Source organism: Enterococcus sp. OL5 (genome assembly GCF_006491895.1).
In the GTDB taxonomy this organism is placed as follows: Bacteria; Bacillota; Bacilli; order Lactobacillales; family Enterococcaceae; genus Enterococcus_D; species Enterococcus_D innesii.
Genome location: NZ_VHIL01000002.1, coordinates 192951 through 215935 on the forward strand (window position 1 = coordinate 192951; position 22985 = coordinate 215935).

Genomic DNA, 22985 nt, shown 5'->3' on the forward strand with positions numbered 1-22985 from the left:
GAGCAAAAGCGCGTACGCTTTTGCTCTTCGATCAATCAAATTAAGCTTGGATTGAAGTTACAACGCCTGAACCAACAGTACGTCCGCCTTCACGAATTGAGAAACGAGTTCCGTCTTCGATAGCGATTGGGTGGATCAATTCAACGTCGATTGTTACGTTATCACCAGGCATAACCATTTCAGTTCCTTCTGGTAATTCAACAACACCAGTTACGTCAGTTGTACGGAAGTAGAACTGAGGACGGTAGTTAGTGAAGAATGGCGTGTGACGTCCACCTTCTTCTTTTGTTAAAACGTAAACTTCAGCTTTAAATTTTGTATGAGGTGTGATTGTACCAGCTTTAGCTAATACTTGTCCACGTTGGATGTCTTCACGAGCAACCCCACGTAGCAATGCACCAATGTTATCCCCTGCTTCAGCATAGTCTAACAATTTACGGAACATTTCAACACCAGTTACAGTTGTTTTAGCAGTTTCTTCAGCAATACCAACGATTTCAACTTCGTCACCAACGCGAACTTGTCCACGTTCAACACGGCCTGTAGCAACAGTACCACGTCCAGTGATTGAGAATACGTCTTCGACTGGCATCATGAATGGTTTGTCAGTGTCACGTTCTGGAGTTGGAACGTATTCGTCAACTGCAGCCATTAATTCCATGATTTTTTCTTCGTATGAAGCATCGCCTTCAAGAGCTTTCAAAGCAGAACCAGCGATTACAGGAACATCGTCGCCTGGGAAGTCATATTCTGACAATAAGTCACGAACTTCCATTTCAACTAATTCTAGTAATTCTTCGTCATCAACCATATCCATTTTGTTTAAGAAAACAACGATGTATGGTACACCAACGTTACGTGATAACAAGATGTGTTCACGTGTTTGAGGCATAGGACCATCAGCAGCAGATACTACTAAGATCGCGCCGTCCATTTGAGCAGCACCAGTGATCATGTTTTTAACGTAGTCCGCGTGTCCTGGGCAGTCAACGTGAGCATAGTGACGTGCTTCAGTTTCGTACTCAACGTGAGCAGTTGAGATAGTGATTCCGCGTTCGCGTTCTTCTGGAGCGCCATCGATTTGGTCGTAAGCTGAAGCTTGAGCCAAACCTTTTTTTAGATAATACAGTTGTGATAGCAGCTGTAAGTGTAGTTTTACCATGGTCAACGTGTCCGATCGTACCAATGTTTACGTGGGGTTTAGAACGGTCAAATTTTTCTTTTGCCATTTTAAAATGTTCCTCCTAAAAATGCAGTTTATTTTTTATATTTGATAGGTAGGGAGCCGCAGCTCCCCATCCCTTATCATCGATAATATTGTACACGAAACTCAGAAAAAAATATAGCTTTTTACTTAATTTCCTATACTTCCATCAATTATTCAGCTTTGCCGCCGTTTTTCTTGATGATTTCTTCTTGAACAGATTTAGGTACATCTTCATAGTGATCAAATGTCATCATGAACGTACCGCGACCTTGCGTTGATGAACGAAGTGTTGTTGCGTAACCAAACATTTCAGCTAATGGCACGATTGCGTTCACGATTTGTGAGTTACCGTGTGCTTCCATTCCTTCTACGCGTCCACGACGAGCAGTTACGTGACCCATAACATCACCTAAGTAATCTTCTGGTACAGTGATAACTACTTTCATCATTGGTTCAAGAATTACTGGGTTTGCTTTCTTCGCTGCAGCACGTAAAGCCATAGAAGCTGCAACACGGAAGGCAGTTTCACTTGAATCGACATCATGGTATGAACCATCATAAAGTTTTGCTTTGATGTCTACTAATGGGTAACCAGCTAAGACACCGTTCGCCATTGAGTCTTCAAGTCCTTTTTCAACTGCTGGGATGTATTCACGAGGAACCACACCACCGACAATCGCGTTTTCGAATTCGAAGCCTTTACCTTCTTCGTTTGGTGTAAATTCGACCCATACGTGACCGTATTGACCTTTACCACCAGACTGACGTACAAATTTACCTTCCGCTTGTGTTGCTGCACGGAATGTTTCACGATAAGAAACTTGAGGCGCACCTACGTTTGCTTCAACTTTAAATTCGCGACGCATACGGTCAACTAAGACGTCCAAGTGAAGTTCTCCCATACCAGCGATAACAGTTTCGCCTGTTTCAGCGTTTGTTTCCACACGGAATGATGGATCTTCTTCAGCAAGTTTTTGTAAAGCAACCCCCATTTTATCTTGGTCAGCTTTTGATTTAGGCTCAACAGCGACTTCGATAACTGGTTCTGGGAATTCGATTGATTCAAGGATTACTGGTGATTTTTCATCACATAGTGTATCCCCAGTTGTTGTGTCTTTCAAACCAACAGCAGCGGCGATATCGCCTGAGTATACTGTTTGGATTTCAGCACGAGTGTTGGCGTGCATTTGTAGGATACGACCGATACGTTCGCGTTTGCCTTTTGAAGCATTCAATACGTATGATCCAGAGTTCAAGATACCTGAATACACACGGAAGAATGTCAAACGACCTACGAATGGGTCAGTCATTACTTTAAATGCTAATGAAGCAAATGGTGCTTCATCGTCAGCCGGACGATCAGTTTCTTCGTCTGTTTTAGGATTGATCCCTTTAATCGCAGGAACATCAAGTGGTGAAGGCAAGTAGTCGATGACTGCATCCAACATCAATTGAACCCCTTTGTTTTTAAAGGCAGATCCACAAAGAACAGGGAAAAAGTCAACAGTCAATGTTGCTTGACGAATACCAGCTTTCAATTCTTCTTCAGTGATTTCTTCACCTTCCAAGAATTTCATCATTAGTTCTTCATCAGTATCAGCAACAGCTTCGATTAATTTTTCGCGCCATTCTTCAGCTAATTCTACGTATTCTTCAGGAATTTCAGTCTCTTGGATTTCAGTTCCTAAGTCATTTGTGTAGATTTCAGCTTTCATTTTTACTAAGTCGATAATACCAGTAAAGTCATCTTCCGCACCAATTGGTAATTGGATTGGGTGAGCATTTGCTTGTAAACGATCATGTAAAGTTGATACAGAGTATAAGAAGTCTGCACCGATTTTGTCCATTTTGTTACAGAATACAACACGTGGTACGCGGTAGTCTGTCGCTTGACGCCAAACTGTTTCTGTTTGAGGTTCTACACCTGATTGTGAGTCCAACACAGTTACAGCACCATCAAGTACACGCAATGAACGTTGCACTTCGATTGTGAAGTCCACGTGTCCTGGTGTGTCGATGATATTTACGCGGTTTTCTTTCCATTGCGCAGTTGTCGCAGCAGAAGTGATTGTGATCCCACGTTCTTGTTCTTGTTCCATCCAGTCCATTTGAGAAGCACCTTCATGTGTTTCACCAATTTTATGGATTTTACCTGTGTAATAAAGGATACGTTCAGTTGTCGTTGTTTTACCAGCGTCAACGTGGGCCATGATCCCGATATTACGAGTTTTTTCTAGCGAAAATTCTCTTGCCATTCTAGGTTGTTCCCCTCTCATTCTTACTTAACTTAAGCTAAGGTTGTCTCAGTACCTTCCAATAAAAAGCAGTGAGGATCTTACCAACGATAGTGAGCAAATGCGCGGTTGGCTTCCGCCATTTTGTGTGTGTCTTCGCGTTTTTTCACAGAAGCACCAGTGTTGTTTGCTGCATCCATGATTTCTTTTGCAAGACGTTCTTCCATTGTGTGTTCGCCACGCAAACGAGCGTAGTTTACCACCCAACGAAGACCTAGAGTTGTACGACGTTCAGGACGTACTTCTACTGGTACTTGGTAGTTAGAACCACCGACACGGCGAGCTTTAACTTCCAATACAGGCATAATGTTTTTCATTGCTTGTTCGAAAACTTCCAATGGATCATTTCCTGTAGATTCTTTGATAATGCCAAAAGCATTGTAGATAATATTTGCAGCAACACCGCGTTTACCATCAACCATTACACGGTTGATCAAACGAGTTACTAATTTTGAGTTATAAATAGGATCTGGTAAAACATCACGTTTTGCAACAGGACCTTTACGAGGCATCCGTAACTCCTCCTTCCGAGATATCAGTTCTGATTTAAATAAGATTCATTTGATCTGTTTGTCTTAAAGATTAAGCTTTAGGACGTTTTGTACCATATTTAGAACGAGATTGTTTACGATCGTTAACACCGGCAGTATCCAATGCACCACGAACGATATGGTAACGTACCCCTGGTAAGTCTTTTACACGTCCACCACGTAACAAGACCACGCTGTGTTCTTGTAAGTTGTGTCCGATACCTGGAATATAAGCTGTCACTTCAATCAAGTTTGACAAACGAACACGCGCATATTTACGTAGAGCTGAGTTCGGTTTTTTCGGTGTCATAGTTCCCACACGAGTAGCTACCCCACGCTTTTGAGGTGAGTTAACATTCGTTTGAGCTTTCTTGAAACTGTTATATCCTTTGTTCAATGCTGGTGAATTTGATTTTTCAACCTTGGATTTACGAGGTTTACGTACTAATTGATTAATTGTAGGCATCCCTAGTTGTCCTCCTTCCTTGATTCGCTTTATAGTCCCACACATCCAGGTGGTTCTTTTTTTGCGATAAAAAATAATGCATTCTCTGCATTCATATCAACTATGCTTTGATAGACAGTCAGCACGTCTCCAACGAGAGACCTGTAGATAAAGCACCTTTGATAGAATATCATGCTTATTCTTACCTGTCAAGTATCCTCCCGAGCTTTTTTCAAAAGAAATCTGTTACGAAAAAATCCGCAATTTTTACACTTCTTCCTATATAATAGAAACAAAGCATCTATTAAAAAAGGCGGGAAGAAAATGAACCTAAAAGAAATGGTCGGCATTGAAGCGGCTGGTTATGTAAAAAACGGCATGGTGGTTGGTTTGGGCACTGGCTCAACAGCCTACTACATGATTGAAGAACTGGGTCGACGTGTAAAAGAAGAGGGTCTATCGATCACTGGTGTCCCCACTTCTTGGGCATCGAAAAGACAAGCAGAGGGGCTAGGCATCCCGATTCGCACCATTGATGAAGTGGATGCTGTGGATCTTACAATCGACGGTGCAGATGAGATCAGCCAGGATTACCATGGGATCAAAGGGGGCGGTGCGGCTCTTTTGTTTGAAAAAATCGTGGCGTCTAACTCCAAGAAAGTCTTGTGGATCGTCGATGAATCCAAAATGGTCGAGACACTTGGTGCCTTTCCCCTTCCAGTGGAAGTGATTCCTTATGGTAGTCAACAACTGCTACGTCTTTTCGATAAGAAAAACTATCGTCCAAAACTACGTTTAAATGAAGAAGGCGAACCATTGAAAACAGATTGTGGCAATTACATCATCGATCTCCATCTAGAAACCATCACAGCACCTAACGAATTGGCACAAGAATTAGATGCTACGGTCGGCGTGGTGGAACACGGTTTGTTTTTGGATATGGTTCACACCATCATCATTGGTCTACCTACAGGACCAAGTACAAAGCAGGTCCGCTAAGAATAACAAAAAGAAGAAGCCTCGCCGCTTCTTCTTTTTTTGTTATTTATCTTCAATCATACTTGTTTTTATGCTTTTTTGTGCAAATTACCCTATCATTTAAGAAGTAATTATGATACATTCAATAAAAAGGGAAAGGTAGGAGGGTTTTATGAAAATCATAGGTTATGCTCGCTCAACGATTACCGATAACTCCACAAGTGAACAAATAAACAAACTTAAGGAATTCGGTTGTAATGACTATTTCCACGAAACCTATAGCTTGGAAGAAAGTGAAGAAAATCATTCATTGGAGTCAGTGGTGGCCCAGATGCAGCCCGGCGACACTTTAGTTGTTACGGAACTGCATCGTTTAGGAAAAACGACCAGACAGCTGACCGAGCTTACTGATCTATTAAAGCAGCGAGAACTACATTTGGTTTCGTTAGCAGAAAACATCGACACGCGTGAACCGATGGGTGAAGTATACTTCAATTTGATGGAAGGACTTGCGATCATGGAACGCTCATTGATCAAAGAGCGCACGCTAGTCGGCTTAAACAAAGCCCGCAAAAAAGGCAAAATTGGCGGTCGTCCGAAGATCGATCCGAAGACGATCAAGAAAATCCGTCATTTGTACTACGAGAAAAAAGAAACGATTCAATATATTTCTGAGAAATGCGGTGTTTCTGTAGGTACCTGCTACAAATACATAAAATTATCCGAAGAAGAATGGCGCAAGTTACGTTCATAGTTGTCGACTCTCCTAGAACAGCATAAAACAAAAGCGGTCCGTTTTTTAAAGATCCTCATTTGTTTTTCCTTAAGAATGGCGTTTTCCCCAGCTTTTCCTCCAAAACCATGGAAATTCTTTGAGAAAGAGTGTACAATAAATACGGAATTGAAAATTTCAGAAAAATATCGAATATCTAAAGGAGAGTTTTACATGCCAAAATTAGTATTTTCTCGTCATGGACTAAGCGAATGGAACAAATTAAACCAGTTTACCGGTTGGGCTGATGTTGATCTAGCGCCAGAAGGTGTCGAAGAAGCAATCGAAGGCGGACGTAAAATCAAAGAAGCAGGCATCGAATTTGACGTTGCTTACACATCTGTTTTAACTCGTGCCATCAAAACTTGTAATTACATTTTAGAATATTCTGATCAACTTTGGGTACCAACGATCAAATCATGGCGCTTAAACGAACGTCATTACGGTAAATTACAAGGTTTAAATAAAAAAGAAACTGCTGAAAAATACGGTGACGAACAAGTACACATCTGGCGTCGTTCTTACGATGTTTTACCTCCATTGATGGAAGCTTCAGATGAAGGTTCTGCTGCAAACGACCGTCGTTATGCAATGCTTGACCCTCGCGACGTACCTGGTGGCGAAAACTTAAAAGTTACTTTGGAACGTGCATTGCCTTTCTGGCAAGATGAAATTGCCCCCGCATTAAAAGACGACAAAACTGTCTTAGTTGCGGCTCACGGAAACTCTCTACGCGCATTAGCAAAACATATCGAAGGTATTTCTGACGAAGATATCATGGATCTTGAGATCCCAACTGGTCAACCACTTGTTTATGAATTGAACGATGATTTGACTGTTGCGAAAAAATACTACTTATAAGCCTCGCTTATCGCTGCCCTTTTTAAAAAAAGGGCAGTTTTTTTATTGGCATTTCCTCCCCCCTCTCTTATAATTGAGGGCGTACTCGAAAGGAGCTTATTATGAAACTAGTCAAAAATGATACCGTTTTATTTTTAGGTGACAGCATCACAGATTGCGATCGTGATCGCCAAGATCCCCACGATTTAGGACATGGGTTTGCCCGTCTCGTTGCCGATCAGCTGGCAGAAACATTCCCCACTGCAGGATTTACCTTTTATAATCGGGGGATCGGCGGCAACAAAGCTGCCGATGTCTTAGCCCGTCTCCAAGAAGATTGCCTCCAATTAGCGCCTGACGTTCTGGTCTTTATGATTGGGATCAACGACACGTGGCACAATGCCGGTGGTCCCGATTTTGGTTCAGAAGAGGCCGCAACATCCTTTGAGGCAACCTACCGTCAAATTCTGGAACAAGTGACCCAACAGGGGATCACACGGATTTTCTTACTGGAACCTTTTGTTTTGCCATATCCTGAAGATCGCCAAACCTGGCGCATCGATCTTGATCCGAAAATCCAAATCGTTCGTCGCTTAGCTGCCGCCTTTCATTGTCAGCTGCTGCCGCTGGATGGCTTGTTTGCCGAAGCAGCCGTTGCTAGCTCCCCACAGGCTCTGACAGGCGATGACGGTGTGCACCCCACTCCTGCTGGACACGCCTTGATTGCAGATCAGCTAATGACCCGTTTGGCTTTTTCTTCTGAAGGGTAAATAAACAGACCGCTCCGCGACAACCAAGTCGCAGGAACGGTCTGTTTAATGATTAAAGATAGGTTGAAGGAGTCAAGGAATCTTGGTAGATTGCGATCACGTCTTCTTCTTGTAGCGGTACATAGGCATTTGTTGCAATAGAGCTGAATTGAACTGCTTGAGCCGCCATTTCAGCAAAATGAGTGTCATCGGCGATCCCCACTTCTGGCAAAGTCATCGGAATATCGCAAGAAGCAAAAAAGTCATACAGTTTTTGAATCCCCATTCGGGCAGCTAATTCTGGCACTGCTTCTTGGACACCAAAGACTTCTCTGGCAAAACGCGCAAATTTCGGCGCCGTTTCTTCATTCAATACATGAAGCATCCAGCGTGGGGTCAGGATCGCTAAGCCTACGCCATGGGTAATGTCATAAAACGCACTCAACTCATGCTCCATCGCATGACAAGACCATGCACCACCCTTGCCGCTTCCAGTCAAACCATTTAAGGCTAAGGTGCTCGCCCACATCAAATTCGCCCGTGCGTCATAGTCCGAGGGATTCTTTAATGCGATGGGCAGATTTTTAATGACTGCTTTTAGCAATCCTTCTGCTACACCGTCTTGGACATCTGTTCCTTCTGTTTTACTGAAATAATTTTCAATCAGATGGCTCATGATATCCGCTGAACCGGCAGCCGTTTGATAACGACTGACACTAAAGGTCGTTGTTGGATCTAAAAAGGATACTTTCGGTAAAAATTCGGGTCCGTGAACGCCAAGTTTTTGTTTCGTTTCTAGATTAGAGATCACTGCGCCGCGATTCATTTCACTGCCGGTAGCCGCAAGGGTCAAGATCGTTACTAATGGAATCGCTGGTCCTTGATAGCTTCTGGAAAGTACTAAGTCCCAAGGCTCTTGCTCACTGCAAGCCGCCCCAGCAATCACTTTGCTGCAATCAATTACAGAACCGCCGCCAACAGCTAAAATGACGTCGATCTTTTCTGAACGACAAAGAGCGGCTCCTTGACGAACGGTTTCGATTCGTGGATTTGGATCGACACCAGTCAATTCAGTGACTTGATTGCCGTTGGCAGTCAATTGCGCCATGACTGCATCGTACAAGCCGTTTTTCTTGATACTGCCGCCACCATAGACTAGCAAGACGTTTTTTCCAAATGTATTCAGTACTTCTGGCAATTCGTTCAGACGGTCTTTCCCAAAACGAATGTCCGTCGTTACATGAAACGTAAAATTATTCATTGTCTCGTCTCCTTTTTACACCTTTTCTTTTCATTAAACCATTTTCTGGCAAAAGTGCAACGCTTCTTCGTGGCTTTTTGCCAACAAAAAAAGATAACACATTCTCGGTTGCATGCAAACCAATACGATTTGGCTGCTTGCTCTATCCAAAGCAAGCAGCCTTCGCATCGTTCATGCACCGATCCTGTGGTATCTTTTTTACGCGATCGCTGTTTCTAAGCCAACTTTGATCATGTCGTTAAATGTCGTTTGTCTTTCTTCTGGCGTTGTTTCTTCTCCAGTGATGATGTGGTCGCTGACGGTACAGATCGCTAAGGTTTGAACGTGGAATTTCGCCCCTAAATAGTATAAGGCTGCGGCTTCCATCTCAACACCCATCACTCCAAGGTCTGCCAACTGCAACGTTTCCGTCATGTCATCTTTGTAGAAGGTATCTTCAGATAAGATGTTGCCGACGTGGGTCGTAAATCCTGATTCGATCGCTGTATCATAGGCTTTACGCAACAGTGCAAAGTCAGCGATTGGTGGGAAATGGAAACTTTGGAAGTTTTTTGCCACCATCGATGAACTTGTTGCTGCCGCTTGGGCAATCACAAGATCACGCACGTGGACATCTTTTGAGATGGCACCACACGTACCGACCCGAATCAATTTCTTCACGCCGTAAGAGTTGATCAATTCATGGGCATAGATGCTCGCTGAAGGCATGCCCATGCCGGTTCCTTGGACAGAGACCCGCTCGCCCTTATAAACGCCTGTATAGCCCAGCATCCCCCGAACATTGTTGTAACAGATCGGGTCTTCTAAAAATGTTTCAGCAATATATTTTGCCCGCAGTGGATCACCTGGTAACAAGATTTTGTCTGCGATCTCGCCTGCTTTTGCTTCGATATGAACGCTCATTCGTTTTTCTCCTTTGGTCTGCTTTTTATAGTACTGCTAACGTTTCTTTGATCAACGCTTTAAATTCTGCCTTGACCCGTTCCGTCGTTTCCACGACTTCTTCGTGATTCAAGCTCGCTTGCATACCAGCAGCCAAGTTTGTGATACAAGAAACACCTAAGACTTTCAAGCCGCTGTGAACAGCAACGATCACTTCTGGGACAGTCGACATACCGACAGCATCGGCACCGATCGTCCGAGCAAAGCGGATCTCTGCTGGCGTTTCATACGTAGGACCTGAGAAGCCCATATAAACGCCTTCTTTTAAGTGCAATCCTTTTGATGCACCAACTTTTTGTGCCGCTTCCCGATAAGGCAAATGGTAGGCTTGGCTCATATCTGGGAAACGTGGACCCATTTCTTCTTCGTTTTCACCAATCAGTGGGTTGTCCCCCATAAAGTTGATTTGATCGGTGATCAACATCAAGTCTCCAGGCTGGAAGCTTTCGTTCACACCGCCACAGGCATTGGTCACGACTAAAGAATGAGCTTTCAATGCCGCCATCACACGGACGGGGTAAGTGACCGTCTGCATCGAATGGCCTTCATAATAATGGAATCGCCCTTGCATCGCTAAGACTTTTTTCCCAGCTAATGTTCCATAGACCAATTGTCCGGCATGACCGACCACTGTCGAAACAGGAAAATGCGGGATATCGTTGTAAGGCAACACGATTGGGTTTTCGATCTCATCGGCTAATTCCCCTAAGCCAGAACCTAAAATCAAGCCAAATTCCACTTCACCGACGCCGCTTCCTTTGATAAATGCCGTTGTTTCTTGTAATTTCTCATGTAACGTTGTCATTTCATCACCTCTAGTTTAAATGTTGTAAAAAGCTAGTTCCGTTTTCTGTAGCTGAAACACCAAAGTTTTCAGCGATCGTTGCGGAAATATCCGCATAGTAGCCTTGTGGCAATTTTCCTTGGCCTTGGAATTTCTTGCTGTAGGCTAATAATGGCACATATTCTCTCGTGTGATCCGTTCCCGTAAAGGTTGGGTCATTGCCGTGGTCAGCTGTGATCAATAACAGATCCTCATCTCCCATTGCTTCTAAGAGTTCTGGAATACGCAAATCAAAATCTTCAATGGCGTGGGCATACCCTACGACATCGCGACGGTGACCATAAAGCGCATCGAAGTCAACCAAGTTCGTAAAGCTTAGACCCGTAAAGTCTTGTTTCATCACTTTCAGTAATTGATCCACACCGTCCATATTACTCTTCGTCCGTACAGAATCGGTGATTCCTTGCCCGTTGAAGATATCATTGATTTTCCCAACGGCGATCACGTCTTTTCCAGCTTCTTTCAATGAATCTAACACTGTATGGCCAAATGGATCGAGTGCGTAGTCATGACGATTGCTCGTACGAGTAAAGTTTCCAGGCTCACCGACATAAGGACGCGCGATGATGCGGCCGATCATATACGGCTCATCTTTCGTGATATCCCGAACGTACTGACAAATACGATACAATTCTTCTAATGGAATGATTTCCTCATGAGCGGCGATCTGCAACACTGGGTCAGCCGAAGTGTAAACAATCAGATCCCCGGTCTTCATTTGATGTTCGCCAAAGTCATCAATGACTGCTGTCCCAGAATACGGCGCATTGCAGACGATTTTGCGTCCAGAGAACGCTTCGATCTGTTGCAATAATTCATCGGGAAACCCATCTGGAAATACGCGGAAAGGCTTTTGGATATTCAAGCCCATGATCTCCCAGTGCCCCGTCATCGTATCTTTCCCAACAGAAACTTCTTCCAATTTGGTTGCATACCCATCATGGTCAGCTACCGCCTTTACGCCTTCTAAAGGACGAATCGTACCTAGGCCTAATTGTTCCAAGTGAGGGATCGTTAAGCCTGCTTCTTTTGCAATATGGCCTAATGTATCTGAACCGACATCACCAAAAGCTGCCGCATCAGGTGCTTCACCAATTCCGACTGAATCCATCACGATCAAGTGTACACGTTTAAACATTCTATTCCCTACTTTCTTTATTTTATGCTTTTACAAGCGGATCTACTACCTCTATCATACTAAACTTAAGCAAAAATTGCGCTGGGTTGCTTTGGAAATTTCCTGACGCTTCCCTTTCACCCAGAGGATAGAAAAAGGGCAGGACACAGCAACACATTCATGTCCCATAGCCCCACCCTTTCATACTGAAAAAATTATTTAGATTTAATGTAGTTCTTCCCATTAGCTTTCGGACCAGCAGCTTTTCCAAGGAAAAGAACGAGCACGATGATCGTCAAGGCATAAGGCGCAGCTTGTAAGTAAACCGCTGGAATGGAAGAGATGATTGGCAATTGGCCACCTACGATACTGATGTTTTGCGCGAAACCGAAGAAAATCGCTGCGCCCATCGCACCAAGTGGATTCCATTTACCAAAGATCATCGCAGCCATCGAGATAAACCCTTGACCGGCGATCGTTGTCACGGCAAAGCGACCCGCGATCGATTGAGCAAACAAGGCACCGCCCATCCCGCCAAGGAATCCAGAGATCAAGACGCCTGAGTAGCGCATCACGTAAACATTGATCCCTAAGGTATCCGCTGCTTGTGGATGCTCCCCGACAGAACGAAGACGCAACCCAAAGCGTGTTTTGAAAATCACGAACCACGCGATCACTGAGATCAAAATAGCGAAGTACGCCGGTAAGAATGTTTGATTAAAGAAAATCGGGCCAATGATAGGAATATCTTTAAGGATCGGGAAATTGAAATACCCCAATGTCCGTTGGATGTTATCCGTTTGCCCTTTGTTGTAGATCGCTTTGACTAAGAACACGGCCAAAGCTGGTGCCATCAAGTTCATCACCGTACCACTGATGATGTGGTCTGCACGGAAATTGATGGTTGCCACCGCATGCAGCAAGGAGAAAACCACACCGACAAGTCCGCCGACGAGCATCCCTAACCACGGTGTCCACGCACCGAATTGTGACGCAAATTCAATATTGAAAACAATCGAGCTAAAAGCACCCATAACCATGATTCCTTCAAGACCCACGTTAACGATCCCGCTTCGCTCTGAGAACACGCCACCTAGCGCCGTCAAAATCAGAGGAGACGCATAAATCAATGTTTGAGTGACGATCGAAGAAATTAAACTAATATCCATTAGATGGTTCCTCCTTCCTGATCTTGATCGTTTGGTTGGGCTTCAATCTCCTGTACGACCAGCGCTTCTTTTTTGCCGTCAAAGATTTTTGCCAACAAGAAACGAATCACAAAACTGATCGCTACGAAGAAAATAATAATTGCGATATTAACATCAACTAATTCAGATGGAATACCTGCAAACTGCATGCCTTGTCCACCTAATTTCAAAATACTGAACAAGAGGGCTGAAAGCAAGATTCCGATCGATGAGCCGCTTCCTAACAAGGATACAGCCATACCGTCAAACCCGATGCTTAATGATGACCCTTGAACGAAGAAGTTTTCAAACGTTCCTAGTCCTTGAACAACTCCACCTAATCCGGCAAGTGTCCCAGAGATGATCATGGAGATAATGATCGTCCGTTTGCTGCTCATCCCAGCATATTCAGAAGCGCTTGGGTTCAAGCCCACCGCGCGGATCTCATAACCAAGAGTGGTTTTTTTCATCAAGAACCAAACCAAAACTAAGAAGATCAAGGCTAAGAAGATCCCTAAGTTCAAGCGAGAGTTACTCGTGATGCTTGCTAGAAACGGCGTCTGCATGGAGGCATTTTCCCCCACCATTTTCGTGACCCCTTTTGTCGTGATCATGGATTCACTCATCACATTATTGACTAAATGGTTCCCCGTATAAAGCAAGATATAGTTCATCATGATCGTCACGATGACTTCACTTGTTCCAAAGAATGCCCGTAGGAAACCAGGAATCGCAGCTGCGATCGCCCCGCATAAAGCCCCTACGATCACGGCTAATGGCAAGACCACCAACCGAGGCGCATCTGGCATCGCCAGTGCGACCCAGATACTGGCAACCCAACCTGCTAGCGCTTGACCAGAAAGACCGATATTGAAGAATCCGGCTGAGTTTGCAACGGCAAACCCCAGAGCGGTAAAGATCAATGGTCCTGCTGTAACAAAAATCTCACCAATGTTGCGGGCATTTAACCCACCTGTTTGTCCGTTGATAAAAACGGTCCGAAACATTTGTGTATACCCTGTGATCGGGCTGTAGCCGAAGGCCGCCATGATGATCCCGCCAAGGACGAATCCCAACAAGACAGCGATGATCGGCACTAATATATTGCGGATCTTTTCTTTGCGGTTATTCAACCGAACCACCTACTTCCTCCATTTGCAGCTCTCGTCTTGCTTCCTCCAAGGAGTACCCTGCCATCAACAAGCCAAGCTCTTTCTCTGATGTTTCTTTCGGATCAACGACCCCAACGATCTCACCAGCATGAATAACAGCAATGCGGTCTGATACATTCAAAATTTCATCTAATTCAAAGCTGACTAACAACACCGCTTTGAACTTATCCCGTTGTTCGATCAAGCGTTTGTGGATAAATTCGATCGCTCCAACATCCAACCCACGGGTCGGATTGGCAACGATCAATAGATCAGGATCGCGGCTGATTTCTCGTGCGATGATCGCTTTTTGTTGATTCCCGCCGGACAATGCCCGTGCTGGTACGATCTCGTTGACTGTTCGTACGTCAAATTCTTGAATCAAGTCACGAGCAAACTCGTTGATCTCTCCGTAATCCAAGACACCTGCATTACTCAAAGGTTTTTTGTAATAGGTTTGCAAGGCGATGTTTTCTGATAACATCATATCCAAGACAAGTCCGTATTTATGGCGGTCTTCTGGCACATGACCAACGCCGGCTTCGGTGACTTTCCGAGGCTTGAAGTTGGTGATGTCATCACCATTCAGCAAGACCTTGCCGCTTTCGACTTTCCGTAAACCAGTGATGGCTTGTAACAGCTCTGATTGCCCATTGCCATCGATACCAGCAATCCCCAATACTTCACCTGCACGTACTTCTAAGCTTAAGTTTTTGACTGCTTCTAAGCCGCGGTTTTCTTTTACGACTAAGTTTTCAACAGAAAGCACGACTTCTTTTGGTGACGCCTCTTTCTTCGGTGTCTTGAAGGACACAGAACGACCAACCATCATATCGGCCAACTGTTGTGAGCTGACGTCTTTGACATTGACAGTGCCGATCCCTTGCCCCCGACGGATAACTGTACAACGGTCTGCCACCGCTTTGATCTCATCCAGTTTGTGGGTGATCAAGATGATCGATTTCCCTTCACGCACCAATCCGCGCATGATCTCGATCAGCTCTTCGATTTCTTGCGGTGTCAAAACTGCCGTTGGTTCATCAAAAATCAGTACATCTGCGCCGCGGTAAAGAGTCTTCAAGATCTCTACCCGTTGTTCCATCCCAACAGAGATGTCACGCACATAAGCATCCGGATCAACCGATAAACCATATTGTTCAGAAACTTTTTTGATTTCTTTGCGGGCTTTCTTGCGATCTAACACACCGAGATGATGTGGTTCGCTCCCCAAAATGATATTTTCTGTTACAGTAAAGGCGTCTACCAGCATGAAATGCTGATGCACCATACCGATCCCCAATTTGTTTGCTGCGGTCGGACTCGTAATATTCACTTTTTCACCATTCATCCAGATCTCACCAGTTGTTGGTTCCAATAATCCTGACAGCATATTCATTAAGGTCGACTTGCCCGCTCCATTTTCACCAAGCAATGCGTGGATTTCTCCTGGCCTTACTTGCAAGTTGACATCGTCATTGGCTTTGAACGTTCCAAACTCTTTGGTGATATGACGCATTTCTACAACATATTTTTCCTCAGCCAAATTACTCACATCCTTACTTTCTAATTCGCTTATACAAACCATTCGTCATGTCAAAAAAATAATTGCTATTGCTTAGGATGATTACTATCCTCATGAAAACCCGTAGCTTTCATCAACATAGTAATCCAATGACGATCATCTTGCCCTAAGCTAGGGCAAGATAACCGAAAAGCATAACTTTATTTTTCAGGTGTTTCTGGTACTTCTACTTTGCCGTCGATTACGTCTTGTTTCGCTGTTTCGATCGCTGCTTTGGCATCATCTGAAAGGAACCCTTCAGTAATGTCTACACCGCCATCTTTCAAGCCGTAAACAATGTGTTCGCCGCCAGGGAAGTTGTCTTCTAACGCACGAGTTGAGATATCTTGTACCGCTGCGCCAACACCTTTCAATGTTGAAGCCAATGTGAAGTTATCTTCTTTGCCGTCAGCAGTTGTGAAATTCCCTTCGTCTTGTTGATCGCTATCTACACCGATGACCCAAACTTTTTTGTCTTCTAGGTCTGCTTCGTTCAATTGTTCGTTGATTGCTTTTGCTTCTTGGAAGACACCTGCACCAGTACCGCCAGATGCGTGGAAGATTACGTCAATGCCGCTTTGGTACATTGAAGCTGCCAATGCTTTCCCTTTTGCAGGATCACCAAATGATGCTGCATATTGAGGATCAACTGTGATTTCTTTGCCTAATTTTTCAGCTGCGTCTTGAACGCCCTTCATGAAACCAGCTTCGAAACGGTCGATAACGACGCCTTCTTCACCACCGATGAAGCCGACTTTGTTTGTTTTGGTTGTATAAGCTGCAGCAAAACCAGCTAAGTAAGCTGCTTCATTGTCTTTAAATGTTGCTGAAACGACGTTGTCTTTGCCTTCGATCACATCATCGATGATCCCGAATTGTGTATCAGGGTTTTGGTCAGCAGCTGCTGAGATTGCGTCTTTCAATAGGTAACCAACACCAAACACTGTTTTGAAACCATTTTGCACGGCACCATTTACGTTTGTTGTGTATTCTGATGCTTCGTTTGATTGCACGTAGTCATATCCACCAGCACCGCGAGCGATCCCGTGTTCTTCTCCCCATGCTTCTAAGCCTTCCCACGCGGATTGGTTGAATGAACGGTCATCCACCCCGCCGATATCGGTAACGATTGCGACACTATGCGCTGCATCAGTCGTACCGTCTGCAGAACCTCCGCCAGTTGAATCAGTTGAACCTGAATTTCCTCCGCCACAAGCACCAAGTAAAGTCAACCCAGCTACTGCAACAATACCTAAACTAAATAATTTTGCTTTTTTCATTGCTGTAAAGCCCCCTAAAAATATAGTTTTTTTTCAACAGCCGCATCGACTGAATGAACATGGTTTATAAATCTTTGTTCGTGAAGTAATAAGGCAATAGGCCTTCTACCGTGGTTTCTTTGATGACACCATCATCGCCGACTAAGGTCACCGGCATATCTGGCGCACAAAATTCCACCATGACCTGGCGGCAAGCACCGCAAGGAGAGATCGGTTCTGGCGTATGACCCGCCACAACCAAATGTTGAAACTCTTTTTCGCCTTCAGAAACGGCTTTGAAAAAAGCGGTTCGTTCTGCGCAATTTGTTAAGCCATATGAGGCATTTTCAATGTTGATTCCTTGATATATCGTACCATTTTTGGCAACGAGACAAGCACCGACCGGAAACTTAGAGTACGGCACATACGCTTTATCTAAGGCGGAAACGGCGGTGTCGATCCACTCTTTTTTCGCTATTGTCATTGTCTTCCCCGCTCTTATTTTTATTTTTTGCTACTTTACTTAATAATGCTAAGCTTAGTAGCCAGCACCTGTTGAGCCAGTCACGATGGCAACACTTGCGCTTGTTCCTAAGCGGTTTGCGCCCGCTTCGACCATAGCTGCAGCTTCTGCTTCGTTGTGGATACCACCGGAAGCTTTGACACCCATTTCTGGTCCTACTGTTTCACGCATCAAGCGAACATCTTCAACGACTGCCCCACCAGTTGAAAAGCCAGTTGAGGTTTTCAAGAAATCTGCACCGGCTGCTTTGGCTAATTCACAGGCTTTGACGATTTCTTCGTTGTCTAATAACGCTGTTTCAATGATTACTTTGACAAGCGCTTTGTCTTTGGCCGCTTCAACGACTGCTTCGATGTCTGCTTGAACTTTTTTGTATTGTTTTGATTTCAAGGCACCTACGTTGATTACCATATCGACTTCATCTGCGCCGTTTTTGATCGCATCTGTTGTTTCATAAGCTTTGACCTCAGATGTGTTTGCCCCTAAAGGAAAACCGATCACGGTACAAACAGCCGTTGGTTCGCCTTGTAATTTTTCTGCTGCTAATGAAACCCACGTTGGATTGATGCAGACAGAATAGAAGTGATAGGTTTTTGCCTCTTCGATGATTCGTAAAACATCTTCCTCCGTTGCGTCTGCTTTCAAAATCGTGTGGTCGATCATGCGATTCAATTCCATTTTTATTCGCTCCTTATTCTGTAATAATGTCATGGATCAATGGCGGTTCTGCGCCATCTTCCCCAATTTCAATATTTTGGTCGATCAATGCTTTGACATCCTCGATTGCTTCGGTATTGCTATAGATCGTCAATAGCGATTCTCCTTCAGTTACGGATTCGCCAACTTTCTTATGCAATTTGATGCCCACGGCATGGTCGATGTCTTCGTCTTTGGTCTTACGACCTGCCCCTAACATCATCGCCGCGATCCCTAGCTCATTGGCAACTAATTTCGTCACCACGCCGCTAGTTTTCGCTGGGACTTCCACTTCATATTTCGCTGTCAAAATCTTGCTCGGGTCATCGATCACTGTAGCGTCTCCGCCTTGGTCTGTGATCATCTGTCTGAATTTTTCTAACGCTTTGCCTGAATGCAAGGCTTCTTCCAACAGTTGGCGTGCTTCTTCCAATGAATCGGCTTTTTTCGCTAAAACGACCATTTGGCTGCCCAGTGCATAGCACATTTCTTCCAAGTCTTTCGGTCCTTTTCCTTGCAGTGTCTCAATAGCTTCCACCACTTCCAAACTGTTGCCGATCGCTTCCCCTAAAGGTTGTGACATATCAGAAATGACTGCCATCGTTTGACGATTTGCCAATTTTCCGATGCGGACCATCGTTTGGGCTAAGCGTTTGGCATCCTCCAAGTTTTTCATAAAGGCGCCATCGCCTGTGGTTACATCTAACACGATCGCATCGGCACCTGCCGCGATTTTTTTACTCATGATCGAGCTGGCGATCAATGGGATCGAACTAACCGTTGCCGTCACATCTCGTAAGGCATACAGTTTTTTGTCTGCAGGAGCTAAATCTCCTGATTGACCGATCACGGCCACTTTGCTTTCATTGACTAATCGGATAAAGTCGGCTTCAGAAAGCTCGATTTTAAATCCAGGGATCGCTTCAAGCTTGTCTAACGTCCCACCGGTATAGCCTAAGCCGCGGCCAGACATTTTCGCAACCGGTACACCAACACTAGCTACTAATGGCGCTAAGATCAATGTGGTCGTATCACCAACACCGCCAGTCGAATGCTTATCGACTTTGATTCCTTCAATTGAGGATAGATCGATCACTTCACCAGAATTTGCCATTGCTAGCGTTAAGTTCGTGATCTCTTCATCTGTCATATCTACATAAAAAATAGCCATCAACAAGGCACTCATTTGATAATCTGGAATACTTCCTTCAGTATACGCAGTTACAATGTAGTCAATTTCTTCCTTCGTCAATGACTTGCCGTCACGTTTCTTTTCAATTAAATCCACCATTCGCATCGAAATGACCCTCGCTTCCTTTAACATTATACAATAATTTTTCGTAGGGTAAACCACTTTAGTAAAACAGTTTACTAAATATCGCAAAACTATGAAAACACTTACAAGAAGAAATATACCGCATTATTTCTCGCTTGTCAATGTCTTCACGCTCTCACGAATAATTAATTTTGTATCAAAAATCTTATTTGGAATTCGCCGTGTCGGAAACTCAATGGCGTCCACTAAAAACTTAGCTGCGGTAAAACCGATTTCAAAGGTCGGCTGCATGACCGTGGTAAGCGGTGGTGTGATGTATTCCGATAATTTCAAGGCATCAAAGCCGATCACCGAGTAGTCTTCTGGTACTTTTTTACCCGCCTCATAAATCGCTTGATAACAGCCGATCGCCATGGCGTCGTTGCCGCAGAAAAACGCTGTGATCTCTTTGTACTTCAATAATTCCTTCGTTGCTTCGTACCCGCCGGTAACCGTTAATTCAGCATTCTCTACATATCGGCCTTTAAAAGGGATCTGATGATCTTTTAAGGCATGGCGATAGCCATTGAACCGTTCCTCTAATTGATAGTAGCCGGTGATTTCTTTGAGCATCGCAATGTTGCGGTGACCATTCTTGATCAAATAGCTGACGGCTTGGTAGGCGCCTTCGTATTCTTTCACGATCAAACGACCATTGTCCCGCTGATTGATCCCACGATCGACTAAAATAATTGGTCGGTCATCAAAGAACCCGCTCTTCAAGGAATAATCCTCTGGCAGCAAATGCGGCGTCGCTAATAAGATGCCATCTACCGAACGATGAGACAGTTCATTCAAATATTGAACCTCTTTTTCTTGGCTGTGGCGCGAATTGCATAACACTAGCATGTAACCTAGTGGATTGAAATAACTTTCCGCCCCTTCAATGACTTTAGAGAAAAAGAAATCCGTCACATCAGGCACGATCATTCCGATCGTTTTTGAATGGCGGTTGATAAGATTCGAAGCAAAAAAATCCGGCTTATAGTGATATTTATTTACGATATCTAAGACCCGCTTTCGGGTTTCTTCACTAAAACGGCTGCCTTTATTGTTTAGGATCTGCGACACGGTCGTGACAGAGACACCAGCCATTTCAGCAATCTGTTTAATCGTCAATTTCATCTGCTTCTCTCCTCTCTTGCCTAAAGTGTAGCAAATTTTTTTCAAAAAAAATAGCACACTTTCAACAAGTGTGCGACTTTCTTTTTCGTTGATCAAAAATAGCCCGATGATACAGACAGCTCTTTTAGCGGAGCTGTGATCGCTTGAAAGGCTGCTGGCAACAGGCTTTTCGAGAAACCAACCGCCCAGTTGCTGCTAACCAGCACTTGCCTTGGCGATGCCTTTGATCTGTTGAGAATCAAAGAGCAGCTACGCTTCTTTTACGCTTTGAATGATGTAATAGCCTTTGTCTTTTTTGATGATTTCGGCATTGCCAAAGGTCTCTTGCATTTTCTTTTGAGCACTCGGCGCTCCTTGTTTCTTTTGGATCACGATCGTTAAGGTTCCCCCTGCTTTTAGCAGCGGAAACGCCCCTGTCAAAATCTCATGGACGACTTCTTTTCCTGCCCGAATCGGTGGATTGCTGAGGATCGCCGCATAAGCAGGTTGATTTAATTGGGCATAGATATTGGATTGATGTATATCTACCTGTTCAATGCCGTTACGCTGGGCATTGCCTTTTGCCAAATCCACTGCCCGCTGATTGATATCGATCATCTCGACAGGCCGCTGACTTGCATAAGCCAACGCTAAACCAACAGGACCATAGCCACACCCAACGTCTAGCAGACTTCCTTCTGGCAGCTCCGCCCACTCAAACGCATCGATTAGCACCCGCGAGCCGTAGTCCACCGTGTCTCGGGAAAACACCCCGCTATCTGTCACAAAATGAAAGTTCTTTCCTCTTAATTCAAACGACCACTGTTCAAAATCATGGGCCGTATCAGGATTTTCTGTATAGTAATGATTACTCATGTTTATGCTCCTTTCTTCTATTTCCTCTTCGCTTGTTTTTTCTACTGGCTTCTACTGGTTTTTTCCTTGTTTCTTCTATTCGAACGAGTGAACGTAGTGAAAACACCAGTAAAAAAGCCGTGCAAGATTTGCCTGCTGCTTCTTTCTAATCATACCGAAAAACAGCCAGAAGTAAACGCCCAGCAAAAAAAACAACGAAAAAACAGTTTTTTGTTGTTTCTGCAAAGGAAATCATGTCTTTTTTCCAAGTTACGCAGGTTTCTATGGTAAAATACTTTCGAACAGTGGCCTATCGCTTCTAATAGAAACCGATGATGCCGCAAAAAAGGAGCCTACTATGCAAGAAACCATGAATTTTTATCAAATTCCTCGTGAGCAATGGCAAGGGTTTTATACGAACGGCATGATGCCTTTCACTCAAGAAGAATTGGATAATATCAAAAGTTTGAACGACCGGATCTCGGTCCAAGATGTGGAAGATGTTTACGTGCCTTTGTGCCATCTGATCCATCTTTATATGAAAGAGTTTGAATCATTGACCCTCAGCAAGGGACTCTTTTTACACCGCTACGTCAAAATGCCGCCTTTTATCATTGGCATCGCTGGAAGTGTCGCCGTCGGCAAAAGCACCACCGCACGACTCGTGCAAAATTTGTTGGCCCGTTTGTTTCCCCGTAGAACCGTCCAACTGATCACCACTGACGGCTTTTTGTACCCGAACGAAGTCTTGGAAGAACGTGGCAGCTTGAATCGCAAAGGATTTCCAGAAAGTTATGACATGGAAGCCTTGATCAACTTTTTGAATGCAGTCAAATCAGGAGAACCAGACATTCAGATCCCCGTCTACTCCCATGAAGTCTACAATATTATTCCTGATACGTATGAAACGATCAGTCAACCAGATATCTTGATCGTGGAAGGCATCAATACCCTGCAGCTGCCTGCCAACCAACAAATCTATATCAGTGACTTTTTTGATTTTTCAATTTTCGTGGATGCCCAACCAGCACTGATCGAAAAATGGTATTTGGAACGATTTGAATCATTACTAGACACTGCCTTTCAAGATCCCAGCAATTATTATTACCAATATGCGATTGGGGATCGCAAGGAAGCGATTAAAATGGCAAAAGAAGTATGGAAAAATGTGAATTTAAAGAATTTACACGAGTATATCTTGCCTACACGCAGCAGAGCCGATATAATTCTTCATAAAACAAAGCACCATTTGATCGATGAAGTGTTCTTGCGCAAGTATTGACCGCTTCATTTTTATCATTATGCTGTTGAAAAGGCCCAGCCTTTTTTCAATAAAAACTAAAAGAATTGAGGTA

General features: G+C 44.1%; 21 protein-coding genes and 1 pseudogene. 5 read left to right on the plus strand and 17 right to left on the minus strand.

The window, feature by feature from the left end:
* Positions 1-40: 40 nt before the first annotated feature.
* The 4 genes and pseudogenes from tuf to rpsL form a co-directional block, all read right to left on the minus strand.
* Positions 41-1229: pseudogene (gene tuf / locus FJU10_RS03435) on the minus strand (elongation factor Tu).
* Positions 1230-1377: 148 nt separating this feature from the next.
* Positions 1378-3462: an elongation factor G gene (gene fusA / locus FJU10_RS03440; RefSeq protein WP_005226900.1), complete on the minus strand. Its 2085-nt coding sequence runs from the start codon at positions 3460-3462 to the stop codon at positions 1378-1380.
* A gap of 80 nt (positions 3463-3542) precedes the next feature.
* Positions 3543-4013: a 30S ribosomal protein S7 gene (gene rpsG, locus FJU10_RS03445; protein WP_003127957.1), complete on the minus strand. Its 471-nt coding sequence runs from the start codon at positions 4011-4013 to the stop codon at positions 3543-3545.
* A 70-nt stretch (positions 4014-4083) separates the two neighbouring features.
* The gene (rpsL, locus tag FJU10_RS03450) at positions 4084-4497 is read right to left on the minus strand and encodes a 30S ribosomal protein S12 (RefSeq protein WP_003127956.1); all 414 of its coding nucleotides are present in this window, start codon (positions 4495-4497) and stop codon (positions 4084-4086) included.
* A gap of 303 nt (positions 4498-4800) precedes the next feature.
* On the opposite strand from rpsL, the gene rpiA reads away from it, so the two are divergent.
* The 4 genes from rpiA (at position 4801) to FJU10_RS03470 (ending at position 7836) form a co-directional block, all read left to right on the plus strand.
* Positions 4801-5475: a ribose-5-phosphate isomerase RpiA gene (gene rpiA, locus FJU10_RS03455; RefSeq protein ID WP_140965159.1), complete on the plus strand. Its 675-nt coding sequence runs from the start codon at positions 4801-4803 to the stop codon at positions 5473-5475.
* A 151-nt stretch (positions 5476-5626) separates the two neighbouring features.
* Positions 5627-6208 carry a recombinase family protein gene (locus FJU10_RS03460; protein WP_077453912.1) on the plus strand — a complete coding sequence of 194 codons (582 nt, stop codon included), beginning with the start codon at positions 5627-5629 and terminating at the stop codon, positions 6206-6208.
* A gap of 192 nt (positions 6209-6400) precedes the next feature.
* A complete protein-coding gene (gene gpmA / locus FJU10_RS03465) occupies positions 6401-7087 on the plus strand; it encodes a 2,3-diphosphoglycerate-dependent phosphoglycerate mutase (protein WP_005226871.1) in 687 nt (228 codons plus the stop codon).
* 101 nt (positions 7088-7188) lie between these two features.
* A complete protein-coding gene (locus tag FJU10_RS03470; protein WP_077453913.1) occupies positions 7189-7836 on the plus strand; it encodes an SGNH/GDSL hydrolase family protein in 648 nt (215 codons plus the stop codon).
* Between the two features lie 52 nt (positions 7837-7888).
* Here FJU10_RS03470 and FJU10_RS03475 read toward each other — a convergent pair whose 3' ends face one another.
* The 13 genes from FJU10_RS03475 to FJU10_RS03535 all read right to left on the minus strand — a co-directional run bounded on the left by FJU10_RS03475 (position 7889) and on the right by FJU10_RS03535 (position 21651).
* Positions 7889-9076 (minus strand): iron-containing alcohol dehydrogenase, encoded by a 1188-nt coding sequence (locus FJU10_RS03475; protein WP_140965160.1) that lies wholly within the window; start codon positions 9074-9076, stop codon positions 7889-7891.
* 198 nt (positions 9077-9274) lie between these two features.
* Complete coding sequence (gene deoD, locus FJU10_RS03480; protein WP_005226852.1) at positions 9275-9979, minus strand: purine-nucleoside phosphorylase; 705 nt, start codon at positions 9977-9979, stop codon at positions 9275-9277.
* Between the two features lie 25 nt (positions 9980-10004).
* Positions 10005-10823 carry a purine-nucleoside phosphorylase gene (locus tag FJU10_RS03485; RefSeq protein WP_008376402.1) on the minus strand — a complete coding sequence of 273 codons (819 nt, stop codon included), beginning with the start codon at positions 10821-10823 and terminating at the stop codon, positions 10005-10007.
* Positions 10824-10833: 10 nt separating this feature from the next.
* On the minus strand, positions 10834-12000 hold the full coding sequence (gene deoB, locus FJU10_RS03490; RefSeq protein WP_015508806.1) for a phosphopentomutase: 1167 nt from the start codon (positions 11998-12000) through the stop codon (positions 10834-10836).
* Positions 12001-12194: 194 nt separating this feature from the next.
* Positions 12195-13148 carry an ABC transporter permease gene (locus FJU10_RS03495; protein ID WP_005232556.1) on the minus strand — a complete coding sequence of 318 codons (954 nt, stop codon included), beginning with the start codon at positions 13146-13148 and terminating at the stop codon, positions 12195-12197.
* Positions 13148-14299 carry an ABC transporter permease gene (locus tag FJU10_RS03500; RefSeq protein WP_005226844.1) on the minus strand — a complete coding sequence of 384 codons (1152 nt, stop codon included), beginning with the start codon at positions 14297-14299 and terminating at the stop codon, positions 13148-13150. The genes FJU10_RS03495 and FJU10_RS03500 overlap by 1 nt, the downstream gene beginning before the upstream one ends.
* On the minus strand, positions 14292-15833 hold the full coding sequence (locus FJU10_RS03505; protein WP_411268834.1) for an ABC transporter ATP-binding protein: 1542 nt from the start codon (positions 15831-15833) through the stop codon (positions 14292-14294). Before FJU10_RS03505 ends, FJU10_RS03500 begins: the two co-directional genes overlap by 8 nt.
* 206 nt (positions 15834-16039) lie before the next feature.
* A complete protein-coding gene (locus FJU10_RS03510; protein ID WP_077453918.1) occupies positions 16040-17158 on the minus strand; it encodes a BMP family lipoprotein in 1119 nt (372 codons plus the stop codon).
* Between the two features lie 64 nt (positions 17159-17222).
* Positions 17223-17621, minus strand: a complete 399-nt coding sequence (locus tag FJU10_RS03515; protein ID WP_005226837.1) for a cytidine deaminase — start codon at positions 17619-17621, stop codon at positions 17223-17225.
* A 54-nt stretch (positions 17622-17675) separates the two neighbouring features.
* Complete coding sequence (deoC, locus tag FJU10_RS03520) at positions 17676-18338, minus strand: deoxyribose-phosphate aldolase (protein WP_140965162.1); 663 nt, start codon at positions 18336-18338, stop codon at positions 17676-17678.
* A 13-nt stretch (positions 18339-18351) separates the two neighbouring features.
* Positions 18352-19653 carry a pyrimidine-nucleoside phosphorylase gene (locus FJU10_RS03525; protein ID WP_121260287.1) on the minus strand — a complete coding sequence of 434 codons (1302 nt, stop codon included), beginning with the start codon at positions 19651-19653 and terminating at the stop codon, positions 18352-18354.
* Positions 19654-19776: 123 nt separating this feature from the next.
* On the minus strand, positions 19777-20796 hold the full coding sequence (locus FJU10_RS03530; RefSeq protein ID WP_005226832.1) for a LacI family DNA-binding transcriptional regulator: 1020 nt from the start codon (positions 20794-20796) through the stop codon (positions 19777-19779).
* Positions 20797-21045: 249 nt separating this feature from the next.
* On the minus strand, positions 21046-21651 hold the full coding sequence (locus FJU10_RS03535) for a class I SAM-dependent methyltransferase (RefSeq protein WP_140965163.1): 606 nt from the start codon (positions 21649-21651) through the stop codon (positions 21046-21048).
* A 337-nt stretch (positions 21652-21988) separates the two neighbouring features.
* On the opposite strand from FJU10_RS03535, the gene coaA reads away from it, so the two are divergent.
* Positions 21989-22912 (plus strand): type I pantothenate kinase, encoded by a 924-nt coding sequence (gene coaA / locus FJU10_RS03545; RefSeq protein ID WP_005226828.1) that lies wholly within the window; start codon positions 21989-21991, stop codon positions 22910-22912.
* Positions 22913-22985: the final 73 nt, after the last annotated feature.

What these genes read in the sequence shown, in the direction of transcription:
- FJU10_RS03515 (WP_005226837.1), bottom strand. Translation starts at nt 17,621, where the DNA reads ATGACAATAGCGAAAAAAGAGTGGATCGACACCGCCGTTTCCGCCTTA.
- FJU10_RS03530 (WP_005226832.1), bottom strand. Translation starts at nt 20,796, where the DNA reads ATGAAATTGACGATTAAACAGATTGCTGAAATGGCTGGTGTCTCTGTC.
- rpsL (WP_003127956.1), bottom strand. Translation starts at nt 4,497, where the DNA reads ATGCCTACAATTAATCAATTAGTACGTAAACCTCGTAAATCCAAGGTT.
- deoD (WP_005226852.1), bottom strand. Translation starts at nt 9,979, where the DNA reads ATGAGCGTTCATATCGAAGCAAAAGCAGGCGAGATCGCAGACAAAATC.
- FJU10_RS03510 (WP_077453918.1), bottom strand. Translation starts at nt 17,158, where the DNA reads ATGAAAAAAGCAAAATTATTTAGTTTAGGTATTGTTGCAGTAGCTGGG.
- FJU10_RS03525 (WP_121260287.1), bottom strand. Translation starts at nt 19,653, where the DNA reads ATGCGAATGGTGGATTTAATTGAAAAGAAACGTGACGGCAAGTCATTG.
- FJU10_RS03505 (WP_411268834.1), bottom strand. Translation starts at nt 15,833, where the DNA reads ATGCGTCATATCACCAAAGAGTTTGGAACGTTCAAAGCCAATGACGAT.
- FJU10_RS03470 (WP_077453913.1), top strand. Translation starts at nt 7,189, where the DNA reads ATGAAACTAGTCAAAAATGATACCGTTTTATTTTTAGGTGACAGCATC.
- deoC (WP_140965162.1), bottom strand. Translation starts at nt 18,338, where the DNA reads ATGGAATTGAATCGCATGATCGACCACACGATTTTGAAAGCAGACGCA.
- gpmA (WP_005226871.1), top strand. Translation starts at nt 6,401, where the DNA reads ATGCCAAAATTAGTATTTTCTCGTCATGGACTAAGCGAATGGAACAAA.
- FJU10_RS03495 (WP_005232556.1), bottom strand. Translation starts at nt 13,148, where the DNA reads ATGGATATTAGTTTAATTTCTTCGATCGTCACTCAAACATTGATTTAT.
- FJU10_RS03485 (WP_008376402.1), bottom strand. Translation starts at nt 10,823, where the DNA reads ATGACAACGTTACATGAGAAATTACAAGAAACAACGGCATTTATCAAA.
- fusA (WP_005226900.1), bottom strand. Translation starts at nt 3,462, where the DNA reads ATGGCAAGAGAATTTTCGCTAGAAAAAACTCGTAATATCGGGATCATG.
- deoB (WP_015508806.1), bottom strand. Translation starts at nt 12,000, where the DNA reads ATGTTTAAACGTGTACACTTGATCGTGATGGATTCAGTCGGAATTGGT.
- FJU10_RS03535 (WP_140965163.1), bottom strand. Translation starts at nt 21,651, where the DNA reads ATGAGTAATCATTACTATACAGAAAATCCTGATACGGCCCATGATTTT.
- coaA (WP_005226828.1), top strand. Translation starts at nt 21,989, where the DNA reads ATGCAAGAAACCATGAATTTTTATCAAATTCCTCGTGAGCAATGGCAA.
- FJU10_RS03475 (WP_140965160.1), bottom strand. Translation starts at nt 9,076, where the DNA reads ATGAATAATTTTACGTTTCATGTAACGACGGACATTCGTTTTGGGAAA.
- FJU10_RS03460 (WP_077453912.1), top strand. Translation starts at nt 5,627, where the DNA reads ATGAAAATCATAGGTTATGCTCGCTCAACGATTACCGATAACTCCACA.
- rpiA (WP_140965159.1), top strand. Translation starts at nt 4,801, where the DNA reads ATGAACCTAAAAGAAATGGTCGGCATTGAAGCGGCTGGTTATGTAAAA.
- rpsG (WP_003127957.1), bottom strand. Translation starts at nt 4,013, where the DNA reads ATGCCTCGTAAAGGTCCTGTTGCAAAACGTGATGTTTTACCAGATCCT.